This is a genomic window from Sporosarcina sp. PTS2304, from assembly GCF_003351785.1.
Classification (GTDB): Bacteria; Bacillota; Bacilli; order Bacillales_A; family Planococcaceae; genus Sporosarcina.
Genome location: NZ_CP031230.1, coordinates 3,248,101 through 3,268,564 on the forward strand (window position 1 = coordinate 3,248,101; position 20,464 = coordinate 3,268,564).

20 protein-coding genes are annotated in these 20,464 nt (G+C 44.3%); 17 read left to right on the forward strand and 3 right to left on the reverse strand.

Translation table 11 applies throughout. The features are described from left to right. Positions 1-2: 2 nt before the first annotated feature. Positions 3-1,013: a GTP 3',8-cyclase MoaA gene (gene moaA / locus DV702_RS15595; RefSeq protein ID WP_114925581.1), complete on the forward strand. Its 1,011-nt coding sequence runs from the start codon at positions 3-5 to the stop codon at positions 1,011-1,013. Between the two features lie 13 nt (positions 1,014-1,026). After that, on the forward strand, positions 1,027-1,992 hold the full coding sequence (locus DV702_RS15600) for a 2-hydroxyacid dehydrogenase (RefSeq protein ID WP_114925582.1): 966 nt from the start codon (positions 1,027-1,029) through the stop codon (positions 1,990-1,992). Between the two features lie 280 nt (positions 1,993-2,272). On the opposite strand, the gene DV702_RS15605 is transcribed toward DV702_RS15600, so the two are convergent. Next, positions 2,273-3,148 (reverse strand): TetR/AcrR family transcriptional regulator, encoded by an 876-nt coding sequence (locus tag DV702_RS15605; protein WP_114925583.1) that lies wholly within the window; start codon positions 3,146-3,148, stop codon positions 2,273-2,275. 175 nt (positions 3,149-3,323) lie between these two features. Between DV702_RS15605 and DV702_RS15610 the strand changes: the two genes are divergently transcribed. From DV702_RS15610 to DV702_RS15645, 6 genes are all read left to right on the forward strand, one after another. Beyond that, on the forward strand, positions 3,324-4,814 hold the full coding sequence (locus DV702_RS15610; RefSeq protein WP_114925584.1) for a DHA2 family efflux MFS transporter permease subunit: 1,491 nt from the start codon (positions 3,324-3,326) through the stop codon (positions 4,812-4,814). Between the two features lie 80 nt (positions 4,815-4,894). Continuing rightward, positions 4,895-6,745, forward strand: coding sequence for a hypothetical protein (locus DV702_RS15615; protein ID WP_114925585.1), 1,851 nt, complete (start codon positions 4,895-4,897; stop codon positions 6,743-6,745). 1,806 nt (positions 6,746-8,551) lie between these two features. Beyond that, on the forward strand, positions 8,552-10,027 hold the full coding sequence (locus tag DV702_RS15630) for an aldehyde dehydrogenase family protein (protein WP_114925588.1): 1,476 nt from the start codon (positions 8,552-8,554) through the stop codon (positions 10,025-10,027). Between the two features lie 24 nt (positions 10,028-10,051). Beyond that, positions 10,052-11,194, forward strand: coding sequence for a saccharopine dehydrogenase family protein (locus tag DV702_RS15635; RefSeq protein WP_114925589.1), 1,143 nt, complete (start codon positions 10,052-10,054; stop codon positions 11,192-11,194). Positions 11,195-11,223: 29 nt separating this feature from the next. Next, positions 11,224-11,823 (forward strand): GNAT family N-acetyltransferase, encoded by a 600-nt coding sequence (locus tag DV702_RS15640; RefSeq protein ID WP_114925590.1) that lies wholly within the window; start codon positions 11,224-11,226, stop codon positions 11,821-11,823. Positions 11,824-11,852: 29 nt separating this feature from the next. Then, positions 11,853-13,046, forward strand: a complete 1,194-nt coding sequence (locus tag DV702_RS15645; RefSeq protein WP_114925591.1) for an acyl-CoA dehydrogenase family protein — start codon at positions 11,853-11,855, stop codon at positions 13,044-13,046. A 207-nt stretch (positions 13,047-13,253) separates the two neighbouring features. On the opposite strand, the gene DV702_RS15650 is transcribed toward DV702_RS15645, so the two are convergent. Further along, the gene (locus DV702_RS15650) at positions 13,254-14,135 is read right to left on the reverse strand and encodes a glucose 1-dehydrogenase (protein ID WP_114925592.1); all 882 of its coding nucleotides are present in this window, start codon (positions 14,133-14,135) and stop codon (positions 13,254-13,256) included. Between the two features lie 155 nt (positions 14,136-14,290). Here DV702_RS15650 and DV702_RS15655 point away from each other — a divergent pair, with 155 nt between their 5' ends. The 7 genes from DV702_RS15655 (at position 14,291) to DV702_RS16945 (ending at position 17,477) form a co-directional block, all read left to right on the forward strand. Beyond that, complete coding sequence (locus DV702_RS15655) at positions 14,291-15,463, forward strand: aminotransferase class I/II-fold pyridoxal phosphate-dependent enzyme (RefSeq protein ID WP_114925593.1); 1,173 nt, start codon at positions 14,291-14,293, stop codon at positions 15,461-15,463. A 76-nt stretch (positions 15,464-15,539) separates the two neighbouring features. After that, complete coding sequence (locus DV702_RS15660; protein WP_114925594.1) at positions 15,540-15,956, forward strand: hypothetical protein; 417 nt, start codon at positions 15,540-15,542, stop codon at positions 15,954-15,956. Between the two features lie 108 nt (positions 15,957-16,064). Then, the gene (locus DV702_RS15665; RefSeq protein ID WP_114925595.1) at positions 16,065-16,259 is read left to right on the forward strand and encodes a hypothetical protein; all 195 of its coding nucleotides are present in this window, start codon (positions 16,065-16,067) and stop codon (positions 16,257-16,259) included. Positions 16,260-16,343: 84 nt separating this feature from the next. Beyond that, complete coding sequence (locus tag DV702_RS15670) at positions 16,344-16,526, forward strand: hypothetical protein (RefSeq protein ID WP_114925596.1); 183 nt, start codon at positions 16,344-16,346, stop codon at positions 16,524-16,526. A 109-nt stretch (positions 16,527-16,635) separates the two neighbouring features. Then, entirely contained in the window at positions 16,636-16,965 is a 330-nt protein-coding gene (locus DV702_RS15675) for a DUF3221 domain-containing protein (protein ID WP_114925391.1), read from the forward strand. Between the two features lie 102 nt (positions 16,966-17,067). Beyond that, positions 17,068-17,262: a hypothetical protein gene (locus DV702_RS15680; protein ID WP_114925597.1), complete on the forward strand. Its 195-nt coding sequence runs from the start codon at positions 17,068-17,070 to the stop codon at positions 17,260-17,262. A gap of 59 nt (positions 17,263-17,321) precedes the next feature. Continuing rightward, on the forward strand, positions 17,322-17,477 hold the full coding sequence (locus tag DV702_RS16945; protein ID WP_162805671.1) for a hypothetical protein: 156 nt from the start codon (positions 17,322-17,324) through the stop codon (positions 17,475-17,477). Between the two features lie 351 nt (positions 17,478-17,828). Here the strand turns inward: DV702_RS16945 and DV702_RS15685 are convergent, their stop codons facing one another. Further along, positions 17,829-18,707, reverse strand: coding sequence for an Abi family protein (locus DV702_RS15685; protein WP_114925598.1), 879 nt, complete (start codon positions 18,705-18,707; stop codon positions 17,829-17,831). Positions 18,708-19,245: 538 nt separating this feature from the next. On the opposite strand from DV702_RS15685, the gene DV702_RS15690 reads away from it, so the two are divergent. Further along, the gene (locus tag DV702_RS15690; protein ID WP_114925599.1) at positions 19,246-19,656 is read left to right on the forward strand and encodes a type VII toxin-antitoxin system MntA family adenylyltransferase antitoxin; all 411 of its coding nucleotides are present in this window, start codon (positions 19,246-19,248) and stop codon (positions 19,654-19,656) included. Next, positions 19,649-20,053, forward strand: a complete 405-nt coding sequence (locus DV702_RS15695; protein ID WP_114925600.1) for a type VII toxin-antitoxin system HepT family RNase toxin — start codon at positions 19,649-19,651, stop codon at positions 20,051-20,053. Before DV702_RS15690 ends, DV702_RS15695 begins: the two co-directional genes overlap by 8 nt. Positions 20,054-20,464: the final 411 nt, after the last annotated feature.

The window sequence follows — 20,464 nt, forward strand, 5'->3', positions numbered from 1 at the left end:
GAATGGACGCCATCGTTGATCAACTGGGACGGCCGATTCGGGATTTGCGGATTTCGGTGACAGACCGTTGCAATTTTCGCTGTACGTACTGCATGCCGAAGGAAATATTCGGTGATGACTTTATGTTTTTGGCGAAAAATGAGTTGCTGTCATTTGAAGAACTGGAACGCCTGGCACGCATATTCGCAAAATTGGGTGTGAAAAAGCTGCGTCTGACGGGTGGAGAACCGCTAATGCGACGTAATTTGCCGGAGTTGATCCAGAAGCTACACGACATCGAAGGAATTGAAGACATCGGATTGACGACGAATGCCGTTCTGCTCGGACAATATGCGCAGTCGCTCTACGATGCCGGGTTGCGCCGCTTGAATATTAGTTTGGATGCGCTCGATGCGAAACTATTCGGTCAGATCAATGGCCGTGGCATTTCACCTGAACTCGTTCTGAAAAATATTGCAAAAGCACAAGACATTGGCTTTACGATTAAAGTGAATATGGTCGTGCAAAAAGGTGTCAATGAAAGCGAAATCCTCCCGATGGCAGCATATTTTAAAGAGCGCGGGATCACATTACGTTACATTGAATTCATGGATGTCGGCAATGACAACGGCTGGAGTTTTGAGAAAGTCGTAACGAAGAAAGAAATTTATGAGATGCTATCAGAAGTGTATGAGATGGAACCGGCGGAAGAAGAATACTACGGAGAAGTCGCCAAACGATACCGCTACAAGGACAGCGATGCAGAAGTAGGGTTCATCACGTCGGTATCGGAATCGTTTTGTTCTACTTGTACGAGATCTCGTTTGTCTTCTGAAGGGAAATTGTATACTTGTTTATTCGCATCGGAAGGCTTTGATATTCGTGAATTACTTCGTTCGGGCAAGACAGATGAAGAATTATACGAAGAAATCGCCACTGTGTGGAGAGGGCGTACAGACCGCTATTCTGATGAACGGACTGAGCAGACGGTGAAAAACCGAAAGAAAATTGATATGAACTATATTGGCGGGTGAAGGAGCGAATAAAGTGAAACCTATATTGTATATTTGCCGGGAGATGCCCGAAGAAATGGTGGCGCCTCTTCGTGAGTTTTATGAAGTGGATATGTGGCCATCTACAAGTGAAGCGGTGCCACGAGAGGTTTTGCTGGAAAAAGTCGCCACTGCCACTGCATTGTGGGTCGTTATTTCAGATCGAATCGATCAAGAAGTGCTGGACGCAGCTCCTGAGTTGAAAATCATCGTCAATATGGCGGTCGGCTACAATCATATTTTAGTGGAAGAAGCGCGAGCACGTGGAATTATTGTCACGAACACGCCGGATGTGCTGACAGAGACGACAGCCGATTTGGCATTCGCATTATTGATGGCCACGGCACGCGATATGATGGGTGCGGAAAAAGCGATGCGTGCAGGTAAATGGACTTCGTGGGAGCCACTCGGCTTCACGGGAGTAGACGTTTATGGATCGACGCTTGGCATTATTGGGATGGGGCGTATCGGGGAAGCGGTGATGCGCCGGGCAAAAGCGTTTAATATGAACGTGCTCTATCACAATCGCAGAAGGAAGCCGGGAGTGGAAGACATGCATGGCTGTAGGTATGCTACTCTTGAAACATTACTTTCGAACTCTGATTTTGTGCTTGTGCTCGTACCGTTTAGCGAGGAAACAAAAGGCATTATCGGTGCCGAAGAGATAGGCATGATGAAAGAGACTGCAATTTTAGTCAATGTATCACGTGGCGGAATTGTCGATGAAACAGCGCTATTTAAGGCGTTGCAATCACATACTATACGAGCGGCGGGCTTAGATGTATTTGAGATAGAACCGTTGCCGATGGATTCGCCATTATTGACGTTACCGAATATAACTGTGCTCCCACACATCGGAAGTGCAACGATTAAAACGCGGTTAGCGATGATCAGTCTCAACCAAAAAGCACTTCTCGCATTTGCTAAAGGAGAAGAACCGAACCATCAGGTGATGAAATAAAGTAGATATGTAAAACCGCGCAAGAAAGAGGCCGGGACATACCTTGCAGAAAGCGTAAAGGACACTTCATCCTTTACGCTTTTTTGTGTAGCCATTAGTAATTATCTTTTGAAACATCAGAGTGTACCCGAGCGGAAAAATACAGACAAGCAAAGATATGCTCTCAATACGTCGCTTATGCCCGTGAAAGCCCTACTTTGCAACGACTTTTCCTGTGAGGTTTAGCGCAAGAGACCCCACAGAAGCGCAGAGAAGTGGATTCGTCATGTTCCAGCCTCTTTTATTCTGTCTTGTCGATGAATAACCACATCGCAGCGGATAGTTCAATCGCTTGTAACTGCCATTCCGTACCTTCGAATGCTTGGCGGAACGAGCGAACGACGGATTCGAGCAAATACGTACGTGGGCTGTCAGTAGAAAGTTCCTCCAATAAAAACAATGCATATTGCTTTCCGTTAGTGTTCGGTATGTCTTGACTGAACAGTTGCAGCTTTTCTATTAGTACTTCTTGTGTCAAAGGATGCATCTCCGCGCTTGTCAAAATATTCTCCACTGTATCTAGCGGCAAGAAAGACGATTGGCGCTCGATCATATCGGGAATCACTACTTCCATTCGCTGCATGACGAATGTGACGAGTTGTTTCGTATTGATCTCTTCCGCACTCGAACTTTTCATGATATTCAAGGAATGTTGGATAAAACCGACGAGCAACGAAGCGCAATCGAATGCATATGCTTTGATGTCCTCGCCATAAATATCGCTCAACCGTTTGGCTATCCACGCCAACTCTCTAAAGTGCATCTGCCGAACGAACTCTCGCAACTCATCGTCTGGAGAATGAACGACAGTCTCAAAAAGTGGCAATAAGTTTTGTTGCCGATTCATCGACAAACGGATATGGATCTGTTCGGAAAGCAACTCGATATCAGTCAAATCCTTGCCGATTGCTAATTCATTGCGACGCAGGAAGGATACATAGTACGCATCTCGTAAAATAGCCATCAAACATTCATTTTTGGATGAAAAGTAATTGTAAAATGTTCCTTTTGAGATATGGGCTTCATCTAGGATGTCTTGTATAGAAGTCGCTTGGAAGCCATTGTCGATAAATAGCTGTTTGGCAGTTAGCAACACTTGTTTTTTTCGATCATTCATAGTCTATCACCTGTATCTATTTGAATTGTTTATACTAACGGTATATCTAGTATAGTAACTCGAAAAAGCTTTTATATCAACTAATTTTGACCTCCGATATTTTTTAGTTGAATTAATTAGACTATAGGTATAAAATAAGTTTCTGCTCATATTTATAAGTTTACAGGAGGATATTATGGAAGAAACATTAGATATTAAAAAAATGCACGAAAACCCTCCTTATGGGGTCATTGCGATTTTGTTTATCGGGGCTTTTGTGGCCATTTTGAACAATACATTACTGAATATTGCACTACCTGTCATTATGAATGAATTTTCTATCAGACCGTCAGACGTTCAGTGGCTGACTACTGGATTTATGTTAGTGAATGGGATTTTAATTCCTGCTAGTGCGTTTTTTATACAAAAGTTTACAAATAAAAAGATCTTCTTAACGGCTATGGTATTGTTTTCGTTAGGGACGTTTTTAGCAATTGTGGCGCCTACTTTTAACTTATTGATAGTGGCGCGCATGATTCAAGCGAGTGGTTCTGCGTTGATGATGCCTTTACTGATGAATGTAATGTTGACGGCATTCCCGATCGAGAAACGCGGGACAGCGCTTGGGATGTTCGGCTTGGTCATGTTCACTGCACCTGCCATCGGTCCGACATTGTCAGGTTGGGTCGTTGAACATTATTCATGGCGTACGTTATTCGTCATCGTCTTACCGATCGCGTTGGCAACGATTGTTATTGCGATTTTCAAAATGAAGAATATTACTCCAAATCGTGATGTGAAATTGGATGTACTGTCACTCATCCTTTCGAGCATAGGTTTTGGTGGCTTGCTGTACGGCTTCAGTTCTGCAGGTGAAAAAGGCTGGAATGCGGTGGAAGTATACGGAACGATTGCGGTGGGGACGCTCGCATTAATTATATTCGTCGTGAAACAATTGAATATGAAAGAACCGATGCTCGATTTTAAAATATATAAGCACCCGATGTTCGCTCTCGCCTCTATTATTTCAATTGTTCTATCCATTGCTATGTTTTCAGGAATGATTTTAACTCCTTTATACGTCCAAAGTGTTCGGGGAATTTCTCCATTCCACGCAGGCTTGCTCATGCTACCTGGTGCAGTCGTCATGGGAATCATGTCGCCGATTACCGGTAAGCTTTTCGATAAATACGGACCGCGTGCATTAGCTTACACCGGCTTGAGCATCTCGGCGATCACTACGTATTATCTCAGCCGCTTGCAACTGGATACGGGGTATTATTACTTGATGATGATCTACACGATTCGGATGTTCGGCTTGTCTATGGTGACGATGCCGATTATGACGAATGGTATGAATTCATTGCCCATGAAGTCCAATCCGCATGGAACAGCGATGAATAATACGTTGCAACAAGTGTCTGGAGCGATTGGTTCTGCATTGTTGCTAACCATTATGACTAATCGCTTAGAGAAGTCAGCTGCGGAAATGGTCGCGTCAGGAGCGGCTAATTCAATCTCCAAAGAAGAAATTGGTCGAATTGCTATGCTCGACGGAGTGAATCATGCATTCTTCATCTCGACACTCATTACAGTCGGCGCTTTACTGCTAGCGCTTTTCATCAAACGGGTCGTTCCGCCGAAGTTTGCTCCTCTAACGGAAGAGTTGAAACAATCGGAAAAATAGAATTGAAAGCTCCGTGTGCCTCAACGCATGCGGAGCTTCTTTTTTTTGTGTTATAGTAAAAAGAAAAGGTTGTGTTCGATGTGATAGGGAATTTTGAAAAATGTCCATGTGGAAGCGGTGAAATCGTACAGGACTGTTGCGGTAAGACAAATGAAACAGGAACGAATCAAATTCAAATAGAACTGAAAAATGTCTTGAACAGCTATTACGAAACGTCTCTAGCTCCTGCAGAAGTGCAAGAACTGGAAACGTTATTGAAAGAGTGGGGCGGACGTCTAGGCGACTGGATGGAGGAAGAGGAATTAGTCACGAATGTAAGCGACTATTATTTCTTCATCGTCCGAAAAGATTTATGGCGCCGTCATTTAGTGAAAGCGCTGAACCGTACGCAAAATAAAGCGGTGCGGCAACTACTGAAGAGCTGGCAAAATTCGTTCATCACTTTTGCGGAAGTGGTATCATCAGATGATCAAGTGTACCGAATGAAGGAAATTCTCGGAGACGGTGAATATGTATTGGCTAAAGAACCGGGAGAGCCGAGTGATATCCAGGCAGTGTTAGCCATTGTGCTAGAAGAATGGCGCAATGAAGAGCGTCATGTCATGCCGATTTCTGCCATTGCAGTGAATGAGCACATGAGCAAAGAGTTGGTCGCACAAGTTCAAAAGTTAGCTGAGACAGGCGCTGAAAATAATAGTTTCGAGTTTTTCAAAAAGCATCTTGTCGACATCTATGAGTTTGTGTGTAAATTAGATGCCCAAACGTTGACGGACGTAGTCGAGCAAAACTTTACGCCTCTTCAGCGAGAAGTGGTGGAATTGTTGGATGAAAAATTGGAATGTGAAGAGATGTATCCAGGCGCCTATGAAATGTTGCTTTCATTGATGGCTTATTACTTCACAGATCAGCAACCGAGATTCCGTAAGCCTGAGGTGCTGGCGGCGGCTGCGTTCCAACTGGCTGTAGATTTGGACATGATGATGAACACGTATACACAAAAGGAAATTAGTACGATGTTTGGCGTGTCTACGTCATCATATAAAAAGCACACAGATGCATTAATGGATAAGATTGAGGAATTGGAAGAGATGATGAATGAAGGCACTGCGGGTGTCGCGTATTACGTAGGGACAGATCCTCGACCGACGGAGCAGACGAATTGGCAAATCCATATGCTGTCGTCCAAGCATAATTTCGAGACGCTAGAAGAAGCACAAGCTTTCATTCAACAGGCGATCCAACAACCATTCGAACCGGAAAACCAGCAACAAGAAGCTCAAATGTTATGTTATATGGCATTTCATGCGGAAACGGTTGAACAACGCCACGACTTCGCGCAACAAGCATTCGGTGCAGACCCGACGAATGTGGATGCATTGCTGTTGCAAGCGGAATATACAGATTCACCGGAAGAAAAGGAAAAGTTGTACAAGCAGGCGGTTTTTTCCGGCGAAAAGCAGTTTGATAATCAGGCGGAGGATGCGTGGGCTTTTGCGCCAAATCGTCCGTATTTACGCAGTTTGTTGAGCTATGGTGTGTGGTTGTATAGTAATGAGCGCTATGTGGAGTCGAGCGAGATTTTCATGCGGTTGTTAACTTTGGATCTTTATGATCATCAGGGTGCTCGCTACTTGGCGATTTCTTCGTTGATTTTTCAGGATGAGATCGAGCAGGCGAAGCAAGTCCATGAGGCGTGTGCAGAGATTTCCCAAGAGGATGCCGCGTATCATTATTTGGCGTGGTTGATTGAGATGGACGCGACGCAAGGGGAGTCGAGTCGCAGTGCGGAGTTTTTCAAGAAGGCGGAGCGTTTAAATCCGTATGTCGGTGCGTTGATCCATGCCGGCGCGGAGAAGATGCCGTATCCGAAGAGTGCGTCGGTGAAGCCAGGGACTCCTGAGGAAGCGTATTATATTTGGTTTATGTTGTAAGTTCTACGCCATTGCGGCGGGTCGTCTGTTCGACTCGTTGCGGTGGCTTTTTCGTGTTTGTCCTGAAGTTGGAGTGGGGTAAGTGACTTCTCCAGTGCGGTGCAGAAAAGTTGTGTACGTGTGAGGATTCTCCCTGCAGAACCGGACGCTTTCCTGAGGGGGCGCGGCGGACTCGCCAGAAGTGCGTTGGCGATTACGCCTGTCAAGTGCTAAAATGTGCTCCTTCTCGCTGCGCTTCACTCGCAAAAGCCGTCCTTCGCCACGGCTTTCCCTGAACCTCTAGGAGTCGCCGGTTCTTCCGGGAGAATCCTTGAGTTTGTGTCGGGAAGTCAGTTCGTGTTCGGCCAGAAGTTGGAGTGGGGTAAGTGACTTCTCCTTTGCAGTGTAGAAAATGAGTATACGTGCTAGGATTCTCCCTACAGAACCGGACGCTTTCCTGAGGGGACGCGGCGGACTCGCCAAAAGTGCGTGGCGATTACGCCTGTCGTCCTGATCCTCCAGGAGTCGCCGGTTCTTCCGGGAGAATCCTTGAGTTTGTGTCGGGATGTCAGTTCGTGTTCGGCCAGAAGTTGGAGTGGGGTAAGTGACTTCTCCTTTGCAGTGTAGAAAATGAGTATACGTGCTAGGATTCTCCCTACAGAACCGGACGCTTTCCTGAGGGGACGCGGCGGACTCGCCAAAAGTGCGTGGCGATTACGCCTGTCGTCCTGATCCTCCAGGAGTCGCCGGTTCTTCCGGGAGAATCCTTGAGTTTGTGTCGGGATGTCAGTTCGTGTTCGGCCAGAAGTTGGAGTGGGGTAAGTGACTTCTCCTTTGCAGTGTAGAAAATGAGTATACGTGCTAGGATTCTCCCTACAGAACCGGACGCTTTCCTGAGGGGACGCGGCGGACTCGCCAAAAGTGCATTGGCGATTACGCCTGTCGTCCTGATCCTCCAGGAGTCGCCGGTTCTTCCGGGAGAATCCTTGAGTTTGTGTCGGGATGTCAGTTCGTGTTCGGCCAGAAGTTGGAGTGGGGTAAGTGACTTCTCCTTTGCAGTGTAGAAAATGAGTAGACGTGCTAGGATTCTCCCTACAGAACCGGACGCTTTCCTGAGGGGACGCGGCGGACTCGCCAAAAGTGCATTGGCGATTACGCCTGTCGTCCTGATCCTCCAGGAGTCGCCGGTTCTTCCGGGAGAATCCTTGAGTTTGTGTCGGGATGTCAGTTCGTGTTCGGCCAGAAAGAGGAGTAGGGTAAGTTACGCTTCCTGAACAGTATGGGTGAGCTTTGTATTGCCTGGCTGAATGCATATGTAGTCATTTCTTTTTCCACTCAGTTCATCGAAACAGTCATAGTAGCTAGCAACACTTCACCGCTATCTAAATTCAAAAGCGGCCAGATTGTATCAGACAACTCTACTTGGTTTTCACTATCTACAAAGAGTGATCAAACTGTCTTGCACACACAAAGTCCGGCTGGAGCTTACAGACGATCGACTCCGGGAGGTTCAGGAAAAGCCGTTGCGAAGGACGGCTTTTGCGAGTGAAGCGCAGCGAGAAGGAGCACATCTTTGCACTTGACAGGTGTAACTCGCAACGCACTTTTGCGAGGTCCACCGCGTCCCCTCCGGAAAGCGTATCGTCTGGAAGCGCAAGCCGCAAAACACTCCCAATCAGCCTTACTCCATTCAGCCCCCTACTTTCATGAACGAACAAGATCCATCGGAATAACTCGCACAATAAAGGAATACTATAGTACATTGTCGAACAACTCTAATAGAAGCAAGAAACGAAAAACTACTTATAGTTGAAAGGGGCAGGAAAAATGAAACTTACCAACTACATCGACGGTACATGGCAAAAAGAGGCGGCGAATTATACCGCCGTACGAAACCCAGCGAACGGAGAAGAACTCGCACAAGTACCGCTATCCACAGAACAAGACGTACAACAAGCCGTAGCGGCAGCGAAGAAGGCGCAGAAGAAATGGACATTGGTACCGGCGCCGAAACGTGCGGATTACCTATACGACATTGGCCGTCTTATGAAAGAAAAAAAAGAACACTTGGCGCAAGTACTGACGAAAGAAATGGGTAAAGTAATAGAAGAAGCGCGCGGCGAAGTGCAAGAAGGAATCGACATGGCATTTTATATGGCAGGCGAAGGGCGTCGGCTATTTGGAGAAACTGTGCCTTCTGAGTTACAAGATAAATTCGCGATGAGTGTGCGTGCGCCAATCGGTGTCGTCGGCTTAATCACACCGTGGAACTTTCCGATTGCGATCGCCACGTGGAAATCATTCCCGGCAATTGTGGCTGGCAATACATTTATTTGGAAACCAGCAACAGAAACTCCACTCATGGCGTATGAAATGTCATTGATCTTTGAAGAAGTAGGACTGCCGAAAGGGGTAGCGAATATTGTCTTCGGTTCAGGTGCAGATGTTGGGACGGCACTCATTGAACATCCAGATGTGCGTGTTATTTCCTTTACCGGCTCGACGGAAACAGGACGTCAGGTGGCGGAGCTCGGAGGTCGTCATTTGAAAAAAGTTTCATTGGAAATGGGTGGAAAGAATGCGGTCATCGTATTGGATGACGCAGACCTGGAATTGGCTGTGGAAGGGATTTTGTGGAGCGCGTTCGGAACTGCGGGCCAGCGTTGTACAGCGTGTAGTCGGGTCATCGTTCACGAAGCGGTTAAAGAACAGCTAGAAGAACGATTGATAGAAAGTATGAAAGATTTGACGATGGGTGACGGACTGGATGAATCAGTGAAAGTAGGACCCGTCATCAATGCGAAAGCGCTTGAAAAGATTGAGAGTTATATAGAAATTGGCAAGCAAGAAGGTGCGAAACTAGTAGCAGGCGGTCGCGTGCTGAATGAAGGAGCATTCGCCAATGGTCATTATTTCGAACCAACACTGTTTACAGATGTAGCATGGGATAGTCGTTTGGCACAGGAAGAAATTTTCGGTCCGGTCGTGTCGCTCATTACGGTGAGCAGTTTGGATGAAGCAATTGAAGTGAACAACAGTGTAGCGTATGGCCTGTCGAGTTCGATCTTCTCGCAAGACGTCAATAACGTATTCCGTGCGCAAAGAGATCTCGATACAGGTATTGTCTATATTAACGCTGGAACGACGGGAGCGGAAATTCATTTGCCGTTTGGCGGAACAAAAGGTACAGGGAATGGACACCGTGACTCAGGAGTGGCAGCGCTCGATGTCTTTACGGAATGGAAAAGCATTTACATCGATTACAGCGGGAAATTGCAGCGTGCCCAAATCGATACGGAGTGACTTACAGGAAGAAGGGATGAGCAGATGAGAGTTGTCGTATTAGGCGCAGGATTAATGGGAAAAGAAGTCGTTCGAGATTTAGTCAAGCACGATGAAGTGAAGAAAGTCTATTTGGCGGACCGGGCGATTAGGCAAGCGGAAGATTTCGCAGAGCAATTACTTTCCGACAAGCTCGATATACTCTTGCTGGATGCTAGGAACGATGTGCAATTGAGTGACGTCATAGGACTTGGGGATATTGTAGTTAACGCACTATTTTACACATTCAATGAAAAAGTCGCTCGCTTAGCCGTTGAGCGAGGGGTTCATGTCGTAGATCTCGGCGGTCATATCGGCGGAGCGACAGATAAAGTACTCGCTCTTCATGAACAAGCAGTGGAACGAGGTGTCACGCTCATTCCGGATTTGGGCGTAGCGCCTGGCATGATCAATATTTTAGCGGGGTACGGTGCCTCTACACTGGATACGACTGAATCTATCAAGCTGTATGTAGGGGGCGTTCCTGTTCATCCAGAACCTCCGCTGAACTACAATTTGGTCTTTTCATTGGAAGGATTATTCGATCATTATACAGATACTTCCCGTGTCATTCGTAACGGAGAAGTCGTGGAACTGCCTTCATTATCTGAAGTGGAGCTTCTAGAATTCGATGGCTACGGCACAATGGAAGCGTTCCATACATCAGGCGGCACGTCGACATTGCTGGAGTCGTTCCCTGCCATCGAGACGCTGGAATACAAGACGATTCGTTATCCGGGACATGCAGAAAAGATGAAAGTATTAGTCGACTTAGGCTTATTGTCAAGGGAATCCACTATTCAAGTAGACGGCAAACCGTTGCGTGTACGTGACGTCATGCTGGAACATCTGACACCGCAATTGCGTCTAGGAAACAAACCAGACGCGGTCTTATTGCGTGTCATCGTCAGTGGCATAAAAGACGGACAGCCAAAAGAAATTACATTCAATATGATTACGGAAAAAGACCAAACAATCAATGAAACAGCGATGGCACGTGCGACGGCTAATACGATTTCCGTAGTCGCGCAAATGATCGGCAACGAAGTCATTACGAAACGCGGAGCCTATCCACCCGAACATATCGTGCCGGGGGGTCTCTATATAGAAGAAATGAAAGCACGCGGTGTCCGAATCGAGGAATCGTAACAACCGACAGCAGAGAGTAGTGAATATAGATGGACAAACAACTAGATCAGACGAAGTTATTCCTCCAGCCGCTCGCGCCGGAAAGTAACGGAGTAGAACCGCTATTTTCTCAGGTCACACGGGACTTCGGGAGGTTCGCGCATATTCCACGTTTCATGATGCGTTCAGCGATGAAAAAAGGGATACTCCACGCTGTACTTCTAACAGATGGCATGGAAGAATTCGGATATGCGATCTATCAGTACGTTCCCGACTATGAAGGAATCCATATCATTTATTTGGCGATTAATCCGTCCTATCGTTCACACGGTTTAGGCGGTTTATTGCTCGAACGGTTGAATGCATCGTTTCCCGCGGGCTTATTGCTGGAAGTAGAAGATCCCGAGCATGCGAAAAATGATGAAGATGCTTTGATTAGTCATCGTCGCATCGCCTTTTATGAGCGCAACGGATTGCATTTGAAAAATGGCGTGAAGTTATCGAATTTCGGTCATCCGTTATTGCTAATGACTAGTCAGGAACTGCCAGAATTGAACGAACAGCAATTTCGTACGTTTTACCAAACACTCTGCAACCGTGTCTATAGATTGCCGTTGCTTTCTCTTGCGGTAAAAGTAACGTATGAGTAGAAGGTATATTGTAAAGGAGGACGTAAAAAATGGACTTTACATTTACAGATGAACAAAACATGTTGCGAAAAACAGCTAGACAATTCGTTGATACTGAAATCATGCCCCATATTGCAGATTGGGATGCGCAAGGAAGTTTCGACCCGGCCATTTGGAAACGACTTGCAGAATTAGGTTTTATGGGGATTTGTATTCCTGAGAAATATGGCGGTAGTGGAATGGATTATAATTCATTGGCCATATTATGTGAGGAGTTGGAACGTGGCGACACCGCGTTCCGTACAGCGGTTTCCGTTCATATCGGACTGAATTCGATGACATTGATGCAGTGGGGAACAGAAGAGCAGAAACAACGATACTTAGTGCCGCAAGCGAAAGGCGAGAAGGTTGGAGCGTTTGGATTAACTGAGCCTGGCGCCGGGTCTGACGTATCGGCAATCCAGACGACTGCAGTGCGTGACGGAGAAGAGTATGTCATAAACGGGCAGAAGACGTGGATTTCATTATGTGATTTTGCAGATCATTTCCTCGTCTTTGCCTATACCGACAAATCAAAGAAACACCACGGCATTAGCGCGTTTATCGTAGAGCGTACGATGCCAGGCTTTTCATCAAAAGCAATTAAAGGAAAGTATGGCATTCGTTCAGGCAATACAGGAGAATTGTTTTTTGAAGACGTGCGCGTACCTGTCGCGAACTTAGTCGGAGAAGAAGGCGAAGGATTTAAAATTGCGATGGCGGCACTCGATAATGGAAGATTCACTGTAGCTGCGGGTGCGGTCGGTTTGTTGAATGCCTGTCTTGAAGCAAGTATAGACTACGCGAAAACACGTGAAACGTTCGGAAAGAAAATCGGCGATCACCAACTCGTTCAGCAAATGCTCGCAAAAATGGAAGCAGGCTACCAAATGAGCCGACTTCTCGTCTATCGAGCGGGCGAATTGAAAAATAAAGGAATTCGCAACACGCGCGAAACGTCTTTAGCGAAATGGCAGGCATGTGATTTCGCCAACCAAGCAGCAGACGACGCAGTGCAAATACATGGAGCGTACGGCTATTCAGACGATTTCCCAGTCGCGCGCTACTTACGAAACTCCAAAGCTCCCGTAATTTACGAAGGAACTCGAGAAATCCACACGATCATGCAAGCGGAGTATATACTAGGAGAACGCAGCGATAAAAAGCTCAATCGCATGTTACCTACGTGGCCGTTTGACGAATAAGCGAATGGTCGAGAAACACAAAAAATGCAGGAACGGTGAACATTGCCGTTCCTGCATTTTTTATGTGCATGTATAAGTAAATGCGCTCACAGCCTCCGCGCTTCCGCTCATAGAGTCCGTGTTTGCGCTCATAGCCTCCGCACTTCCGCTCATAGAGTCCGTGTTTGCGCTCATAGCCTCCACGTCCACACTCAAAAACTCCACAAACTACGATCCAACATAATCTCCTCCATCCACATGAATCGTCTGCCCCGTCATATAACTAGCATCCTCAGAAGCGAGAAACACATACGCAGGTGCATTTTCAACAGGTTGCCCCCGACGTTTCATCGGAGTATCTGCACCATGTTCTGCCACTTTTTCAGCATCGAACGTCGCAGGAATGAGTGGAGTCCAAATGGGTCCGGGTGCTACAGCGTTTACCCGGATTCCTTTATCGCTCAACTGCAAAGCGAGAGATCTCGTAAAACTGGTAATCGCCCCTTTCGTAGCCGAGTAATCCAGCAAACCAGGGGATCCATTATAGGCGGTGATGGATGAAGTGTTGACGATACAATCTCCTTTTTTCATACGAGACACCGCCATTTTAGAGAGATAAAATAACCCGAAGAAATTGGTTTCAAACGTTTCTTTTAGCTGAGCTTCAGTAATATCTTCAATCGACTCTTGCGGAAACTGTTTGCCTGCATTATTAACAAGAATATTCAACTCGCCAAATTCCTTGATGACTTGATCGATGAGCTGTTCACAGTTCTTTTCCACGCTAATATCCACTTGGAATTTCTTTGCCTTCCCACCATACTTCTCGATTAATTCTAACGTTTTATCGGCATCTTCGTCTTCTTGGTCAGCTAAATAGGCAATCGCTACATTGGCACCTTCTTTGGCGAATGCTACTGCGACTGCTCGTCCGATGCCGCTATCTCCACCCGTAATTAAGGCATTTTTTCCTTTCAGTTTATCTGCACCTTTACGAGTAGGGTCGTCATAAATCGGTGTGGGATGCATGTCTTCCTCTACTCCAGGTTGTTTCGCTTGTGTCTGGGGTGACACTTCGTCATCTAGTTTTTCGAACTTGTCTTCTGCCATGTAGATCCTCCTCTATAGTAGTAGTTATCGAAAGTATTCCCAAAATTATAGCCAACAAACATCTTCAAAGTTTTCCTAGTTTTCTCCTAGTCATAAAATTGCGTGGTATAATGAAATCAACAACCTATTCTATAACAGCTAAGGAGTGCATCTTCATGAAATTCGAACCGTCCAAAAAAATGTCCATCTTTCCACCCGCTATTTTCGGTGACTTAAAAGCAGCCGCTGAAACAAAACGTGCAACTGGTGCTACCATCATCGATTTAAGCCTAGGCAGTCCAGATTTGCCGCCCGACCCGCGCGTACGCCAAGCCTTGTCCGAGCATAGCGCGCTATCTTCTTCCTACGGCTACACACTTGGAGGGACGAATCGATTCCATGAGGCTGTCGCAAATTACTATAAACGGCGTACAGGCGTAACGATCGATCCGCAAACAGAAATCTTGCAGACAATGGGTTCGCAGGAAGGACTCGTCCACTTGCCACTCGCATTTTGTGATCCTGGCGATTACGTTCTGACGACCAACCCGGCGTATGTCGCGTACGATGCCGGCATCAAATTAGCAGGCGCCGTCCCATACTATATGCCGTTGCTTGCAGAAAATGGCTTCCTTCCCAATCTGAATGAAGTACCGGAAGACATCGCAAAAAAAGCGAAACTACTCATTATAAACTTGCCCGGCAATCCAGTGCCTGCGATGCCGAATGAAAAATTCTTCCAAGAAGTTGTCGCATTCGCAAAAAAGTATGAAATTATCGTTCTGCACGACGCAGCCTATTCCGAATACTATTTCACCGGTGATCGGCCCGCAAGTTTCCTGACAACGCCAGGCGCAAAAGAAGTCGGTATGGAAATCAACTCTCTTTCCAAAAGCTTCAGTCTAGCAGGTGCACGAATCGCCTATTTCGTCGGCAACGCAGAAATGCTCCACGTGCTGCGTGAACTGAAATCGAACCTCGACTATGGAACATTCCGTCCGATCCAAGAAGCCGCCGCCGTTGCGCTTGATCATGGCGAAGAAATTACCGATCGCCTGCGCGCGGAGTTTTCCAAACGTCATCATGCGTTGATGGACGGACTCGCATCACTCGGCTGGGAAACAACCCCGTCCGAAGGGGGTATGTTCGTCTGGGCGAAGTATCCATACGCGATGGACGATAAAGAATTTGTCTTCGAAGCGATCAGACAAGTAGGTGTTGTCATGGTGCCGGGTAGTATTTTCGGCACAGCAGGCGAAGGATTTGTGCGAATTGCACTTGTACAGAAAGTGGAGCATATTGAACAAGCGATAAAGCAATTGTCATACATTTCATTGCCTAAGATGTAATTGAAAAAAGGACCGCTAATTTGCATGTAAATGAGCGGTCTTTTTGAACAGAGGGACTATTGAAAGGGAAGTGGCAATGAAACACACATTAAAAGATAGCAGTTTTGAGTTCAGTGAAACTGAGGTAATATATGAAGTACTAAACATAGGAGAACTAGAAGACGGTCTGTTCGAAATTGAATTTGAACTCACTTTCTCGTTTGGATTCTTGAAGTACTCCCATCCTTTTATTTGGATTAATGAAGATATCGATACGTTAGTAGAACAATTGAAGAAAATGGATGAAGAGAATGAAGGAACTCTCAGTGTACTTTCCCCGGGAGTTTCATTTGCTTATTCGAAATATCCTCATGACGAGAACGTGTATGAGTTTACGGTTTTCATGGATACCGGCTATATTAATTCCTATATGGGGACTGAATCAAAATTCGGAATTACTGTGGTAGCCTCTTTTGATGATATCGAACGTTGGATCCTTTCTTTTATAAAATAGACCGTTTGATTGCGTGGTCACAATTTCAAGATACCAGTTTGGTGGATAACTGACCGAGTTCAGCAAACGGGCCATTTTGCGAAATATTTTATGCTTGGAGGGTAAGCAATGAAAACTGCATTTCTAATTCTTGGTATGAGTATGACAATAATCTTTGGTGGAGGATTTCTTATTCGTTTAATAAGAGATTCTGACTTTTACATCGCTGAATTCATAGTAGGGATTATAGGCATAATTATATTAATTTCTGTGATATTTGTTAAAGGCGAATCGAAATCTCCTGACAATAAATATGTGCAATAAACGGGCGCATTTGTCGTAAATCCAAATTGCGCCTTTCTAAAACAATCGGGCCATTTTGTTATACAGGAATTGGAGTGATGGATAATGGCAAGTCAAGTTTTCGGTATGATTATTCTTTGGATAGCAGGGCTGTTCATTCTATATCTAGTGATTTTTAAAGCTGTCAAAGATGGTATTAACAGGTCTGTCGTAGGGCAATCTCTCGAGAAAAATTCTGATCAAGTGGAAAATAAGAAATCCTGGCTTGATGATGATTTGGATAATTAACGATTTGGTCTCTAGTTGCAATCGGGCGCGTTTGTGAAAGTGATTTATGGCAATTCTATAGGCGGGTCATATTGATGTACTTAGGTTGAATAAAAAAGGAGTGAATTGCGTGAAGCTGTGGAATGACGCTGTTTTTAAAAAAAGTTTTGTTTTTCTATTCCTATTATGTTTTCTTTTAGTAGCTTGCAGTAACGAAGGTGAAGAAGCTAAAGGCGAAATGGATATAAAGGGAAATATTGTAGAAATAGATAGCTCTGAAAATAGTATCTTGGTTGAGGATGATCAAAAAGGTTTAACCTGGGTAGCACTGCATGAAAATGGAGATATCAAAGATTATGAAGAAGGACAAGAAGTTGCAGTATGGGTAGATGGTGGAATAGACACTTCTTCACCTGCTTCTACAAAAGCATTAAATATTGAAATCATAAATCCGAAATAATGATAGTTCCATTCCACAAATGGGTGCGTTTGCGTGATTAGGACAGTGCATCAATCGGGTCAGTTAGCTAAATAATGACAAATAACTTCAAGGGGATAAAATATGGATATATTATACATTTTCTTTTATTGGATAGGATGGTGGTTGATGCCTATTTGGTGCATTATATTCTGTTTGAATTTGGTTTCTATATTAAAAAAGGTAAAACATGAAGAAAAAACGACAGCAAATACAGTTTGGCTTATTATATCGTTTACGATTATTATGTGGACTACTGCGTCCATGGGCTTTAGTTAAACAAACGGGCCAGATTAATCTACATGGGGGCGTTATTATTGAGCAGAGGAAGTATAGGCATGGCTTTATTTACAGGTGCATTTGTATTGATAGTAATGCTTTTTATTGAGTATTTAATCCCCAATATCAATACTATAATAAAGATTATCGTAGTCGGTTTATCAGCTATGATTGGTGGTTTGATCGGCAATAAGTTTTTTTCAAATAGGCAGTGATATTATGTAAACGGGCGCGATTGCGTTACATGATTTATTCGTAGTAACTTAGTTGATCGGAGCGGAAACCGGCGACTCTGGGAGGATCAGCGGGACAGGTGAACCACCCAGCGAGCGAAGCGAGGGGTGTGGTTCACCGCCCGCCCTCCAGAAAGCGTCCGGTTGCAGCGCAGATCAACGGGTTCAAACCACTATCTAGCTATCGGGCGCAATAACGAAACAAAGGATTGTGTTTTTTGTAGCTAATCTGTAACTTCCCAAATAAAAAAGTCCAACAGGGAATATGTGGACTTTTCGTTCACAGATTCTTTTTTATCTTGGTTTCTTTGCAAATGAGGTGAACTATTGCGTTTAATGTTCAAGCAACAAACGCTCCCAATCATCGGGTAACCCAAGTTCTTTAAGAACAATGTGATCTGAATACTCCTCTAATAAAACTTGAAATGTTGTAATGAAGTTTAAACGATCTTCTCGATGTAAAAGTTTAGCCAAGATGAACATGGCTGTAAATATACGGTTGGCTTTGAATTTATTTCTCTTTGACTTGAAGACCTTTGGTTTAATGGCCAATTCTTTACCGTATATTCTCCCATAATGTGCACAAACATTTCTTATGTAGGAGAGAGTATGAAGCCAGCTTTCAGCGTAAAAACTAGACAGATTAAAGTCATTAACTATTTCACCTTTAATTTCTTCAGTTAGGTTTTTAAATAGTTTCGATAGCTCTCCAAATGAGATAACTTCAATTGCTACCCAGAAAGGGAACTCTCCTCCGTATTTTGATTTGTGATGAAGTACAAAAAGTTCTTTTCCAGATCGATTAATTTGCTTATCCAGTTCTTCGAGAAATCTTTTATGAGCTACCGGAGAAGAAAAGTTATCAGGATATTTGTAACCTAATGCTCCAAACTGATGTGAATGATGGTAAGCGATTTTAGATCGAAACTCTATTTCAACGAGTTCTAGATGATTCATCAAAAGATCTCGAAGCTTTTGATCAAAATTATAAATCATCTTCATTTGAAAAAAGCTTACTCCTTCTAGGAATAAGTCCTTGTTATCATTTTGCTTAAGTGTGAGCCCATACGCGGAAAATCTATAATAGCTTACTCTTTTTAAAAAAGATATGGCATCATCCATATCGTCAATAACTAGATTTCTTTCTTGCAAAATCTCGAGCTGCTGTTCGTAAGTTCGAGGTTCTTTAATATGTATTTCTGAAGAGGTCAATTTAAATCTCCTCCAAATATAAAAAATGACCCACCTTGGTCCGCATTGCAAAGAGGCGTGGTGGGTTCTATTACTCTCTATTGTACTAACATAAAATCGAATTGTAAAGGGATGAAAATCAAAAGGAACTATATAATCTACAGTACTTGTAGGAAAATATTGGTGCCTGAAACGGACTATTATGTTGCACTTTTGGAAACGTTCACCATCTTACACATACTACGTCCGGCTGTAGCTGGAAGACGATCGACTCCGAGAGGATAAGGGCGACAGGTGTAACCCGCAGCGCTTGACGGTCCGCCGCGTCCCCTCCGGAAAGCGTATCGTCTGGAAGCCGCAAGCCTCTCCAGGTCAGCTGCTCCTTGTCTAACGCCTGTCGCAAGTGAGCAGGCGCCTTCCGCTTTTCTCTAACGGATTGCAACTACTATCCCGTTATTGGCAAATCGTTATGTAAGAAACGAGTGTGGTTGAGGAGAGGAGTAGCCATTTTTGGTTACTCCTTTTATAATGGATAAAACAGACGAAAGTGGTGAAAGTCATGCTATCTGAAGAAATAAAAAAAGAACTTGTAGACTTGCTAAATGAACGAGTAAATCCGTCATTTATTTTATTATTTGGATCTCATGGAAAAGGCACTGCTAGAGAAGACAGTGATATTGATTTGGCTTATTATGCAGTTGATTTACTTTCATCATATGAACGTTTTATAGTAGCGGGTGAACTAGCACAAGTTGCTAAAAGGGAAGTCGATGTAGTCAATATTCGAGAGGTAGATACCGTATTTGCTATGCAAATTTTTTCAACGGGTACGTTACTTTCTTGCCGTGATGAAAATGAGTTTGTAAAACAGCGAATGAAGGCTTTTAGTATGTACATTAACCTTAACCAGCAACGAGCAGAAGTATTACAAAGCATTCGGGAAAGAGGGAGTGTATTCGGCGATGAATGATGTGATTTTAAATAAAGTGACAACCATCGAACGTTGTGTGAATCGAGTTCACGAAGTATATGATCAAAATGTAGATAATCTAAAAGATTTTACTAAGCAAGATAGCATTATTTTAAATATTCAGCGTGCATGTGAAGCTAGTATCGATTTGGCAATGCATATCGTCAGTGAAAAGAAGTTAGGCATACCAAAAGCAAGTCGTGATGCATTTAAGATGTTGCAAGAAGCTACTATTATTGATGAATCATTAGCCGGCATACTAATGAATATGGTAGGTTTTAGGAATATTGCTGTACATGATTATCAATCAATAGATTTAGAGATTTTGGAAGCAATTGTAGAAAAGCATATTAACGACTTTAAAGACTATACGAAAATCGTCTTACGTGTTCTTTAGGAAGGTAAGTCAGTTAATAAAGTCAATTGGTGAATCTGTATTCTTAGAAGTTTTTCAGGCTTGAAGGATATGTACGTTTTGAGAAAATTAGGCCTTCGAAGTATTTCTAATAAATATGTGTCTCGTACCTCAATTGGGTCAAATTATCAAACATACAGAAAATAACAAGCTTGTTTATCCGAAGAAATTAGTTTTTGGAAATGAGATGTTCTTGACGGGGAGTTGTAGAGTTAGTGTAGTCGTTAGGATTCTCCCGAGAGAAATCGCCCCCTCCGGAAAGCGTATCGTCTGGAAGCGCAAGCCTCTCCAAGTCAGCCTCTCCTCATCCTACAGAACACGTCGGGTTGCAGCGCATATCAACGGCCGTTCGCGCCAATATCAGAGCAACTGCAACTTCCAACATTCACTCGA

Bases quoted from the DNA above. Each gene is read 5' to 3' on its own strand.
- moaA (WP_114925581.1), top strand. From the start codon at position 3: ATGGACGCCATCGTTGATCAACTGGGACGGCCGATTCGGGATTTGCGG.
- DV702_RS15605 (WP_114925583.1), bottom strand. From the start codon at position 3,148: ATGAATGATCGAAAAAAACAAGTGTTGCTAACTGCCAAACAGCTATTT.
- DV702_RS15610 (WP_114925584.1), top strand. From the start codon at position 3,324: ATGGAAGAAACATTAGATATTAAAAAAATGCACGAAAACCCTCCTTAT.
- DV702_RS15630 (WP_114925588.1), top strand. From the start codon at position 8,552: ATGAAACTTACCAACTACATCGACGGTACATGGCAAAAAGAGGCGGCG.
- DV702_RS15635 (WP_114925589.1), top strand. From the start codon at position 10,052: ATGAGAGTTGTCGTATTAGGCGCAGGATTAATGGGAAAAGAAGTCGTT.
- DV702_RS15640 (WP_114925590.1), top strand. From the start codon at position 11,224: ATGGACAAACAACTAGATCAGACGAAGTTATTCCTCCAGCCGCTCGCG.
- DV702_RS15645 (WP_114925591.1), top strand. From the start codon at position 11,853: ATGGACTTTACATTTACAGATGAACAAAACATGTTGCGAAAAACAGCT.
- DV702_RS15650 (WP_114925592.1), bottom strand. From the start codon at position 14,135: ATGGCAGAAGACAAGTTCGAAAAACTAGATGACGAAGTGTCACCCCAG.
- DV702_RS15655 (WP_114925593.1), top strand. From the start codon at position 14,291: ATGAAATTCGAACCGTCCAAAAAAATGTCCATCTTTCCACCCGCTATT.
- DV702_RS15660 (WP_114925594.1), top strand. From the start codon at position 15,540: ATGAAACACACATTAAAAGATAGCAGTTTTGAGTTCAGTGAAACTGAG.
- DV702_RS15665 (WP_114925595.1), top strand. From the start codon at position 16,065: ATGAAAACTGCATTTCTAATTCTTGGTATGAGTATGACAATAATCTTT.
- DV702_RS15670 (WP_114925596.1), top strand. From the start codon at position 16,344: ATGGCAAGTCAAGTTTTCGGTATGATTATTCTTTGGATAGCAGGGCTG.
- DV702_RS15680 (WP_114925597.1), top strand. From the start codon at position 17,068: ATGGATATATTATACATTTTCTTTTATTGGATAGGATGGTGGTTGATG.
- DV702_RS16945 (WP_162805671.1), top strand. From the start codon at position 17,322: ATGGCTTTATTTACAGGTGCATTTGTATTGATAGTAATGCTTTTTATT.
- DV702_RS15690 (WP_114925599.1), top strand. From the start codon at position 19,246: ATGCTATCTGAAGAAATAAAAAAAGAACTTGTAGACTTGCTAAATGAA.
- DV702_RS15695 (WP_114925600.1), top strand. From the start codon at position 19,649: ATGAATGATGTGATTTTAAATAAAGTGACAACCATCGAACGTTGTGTG.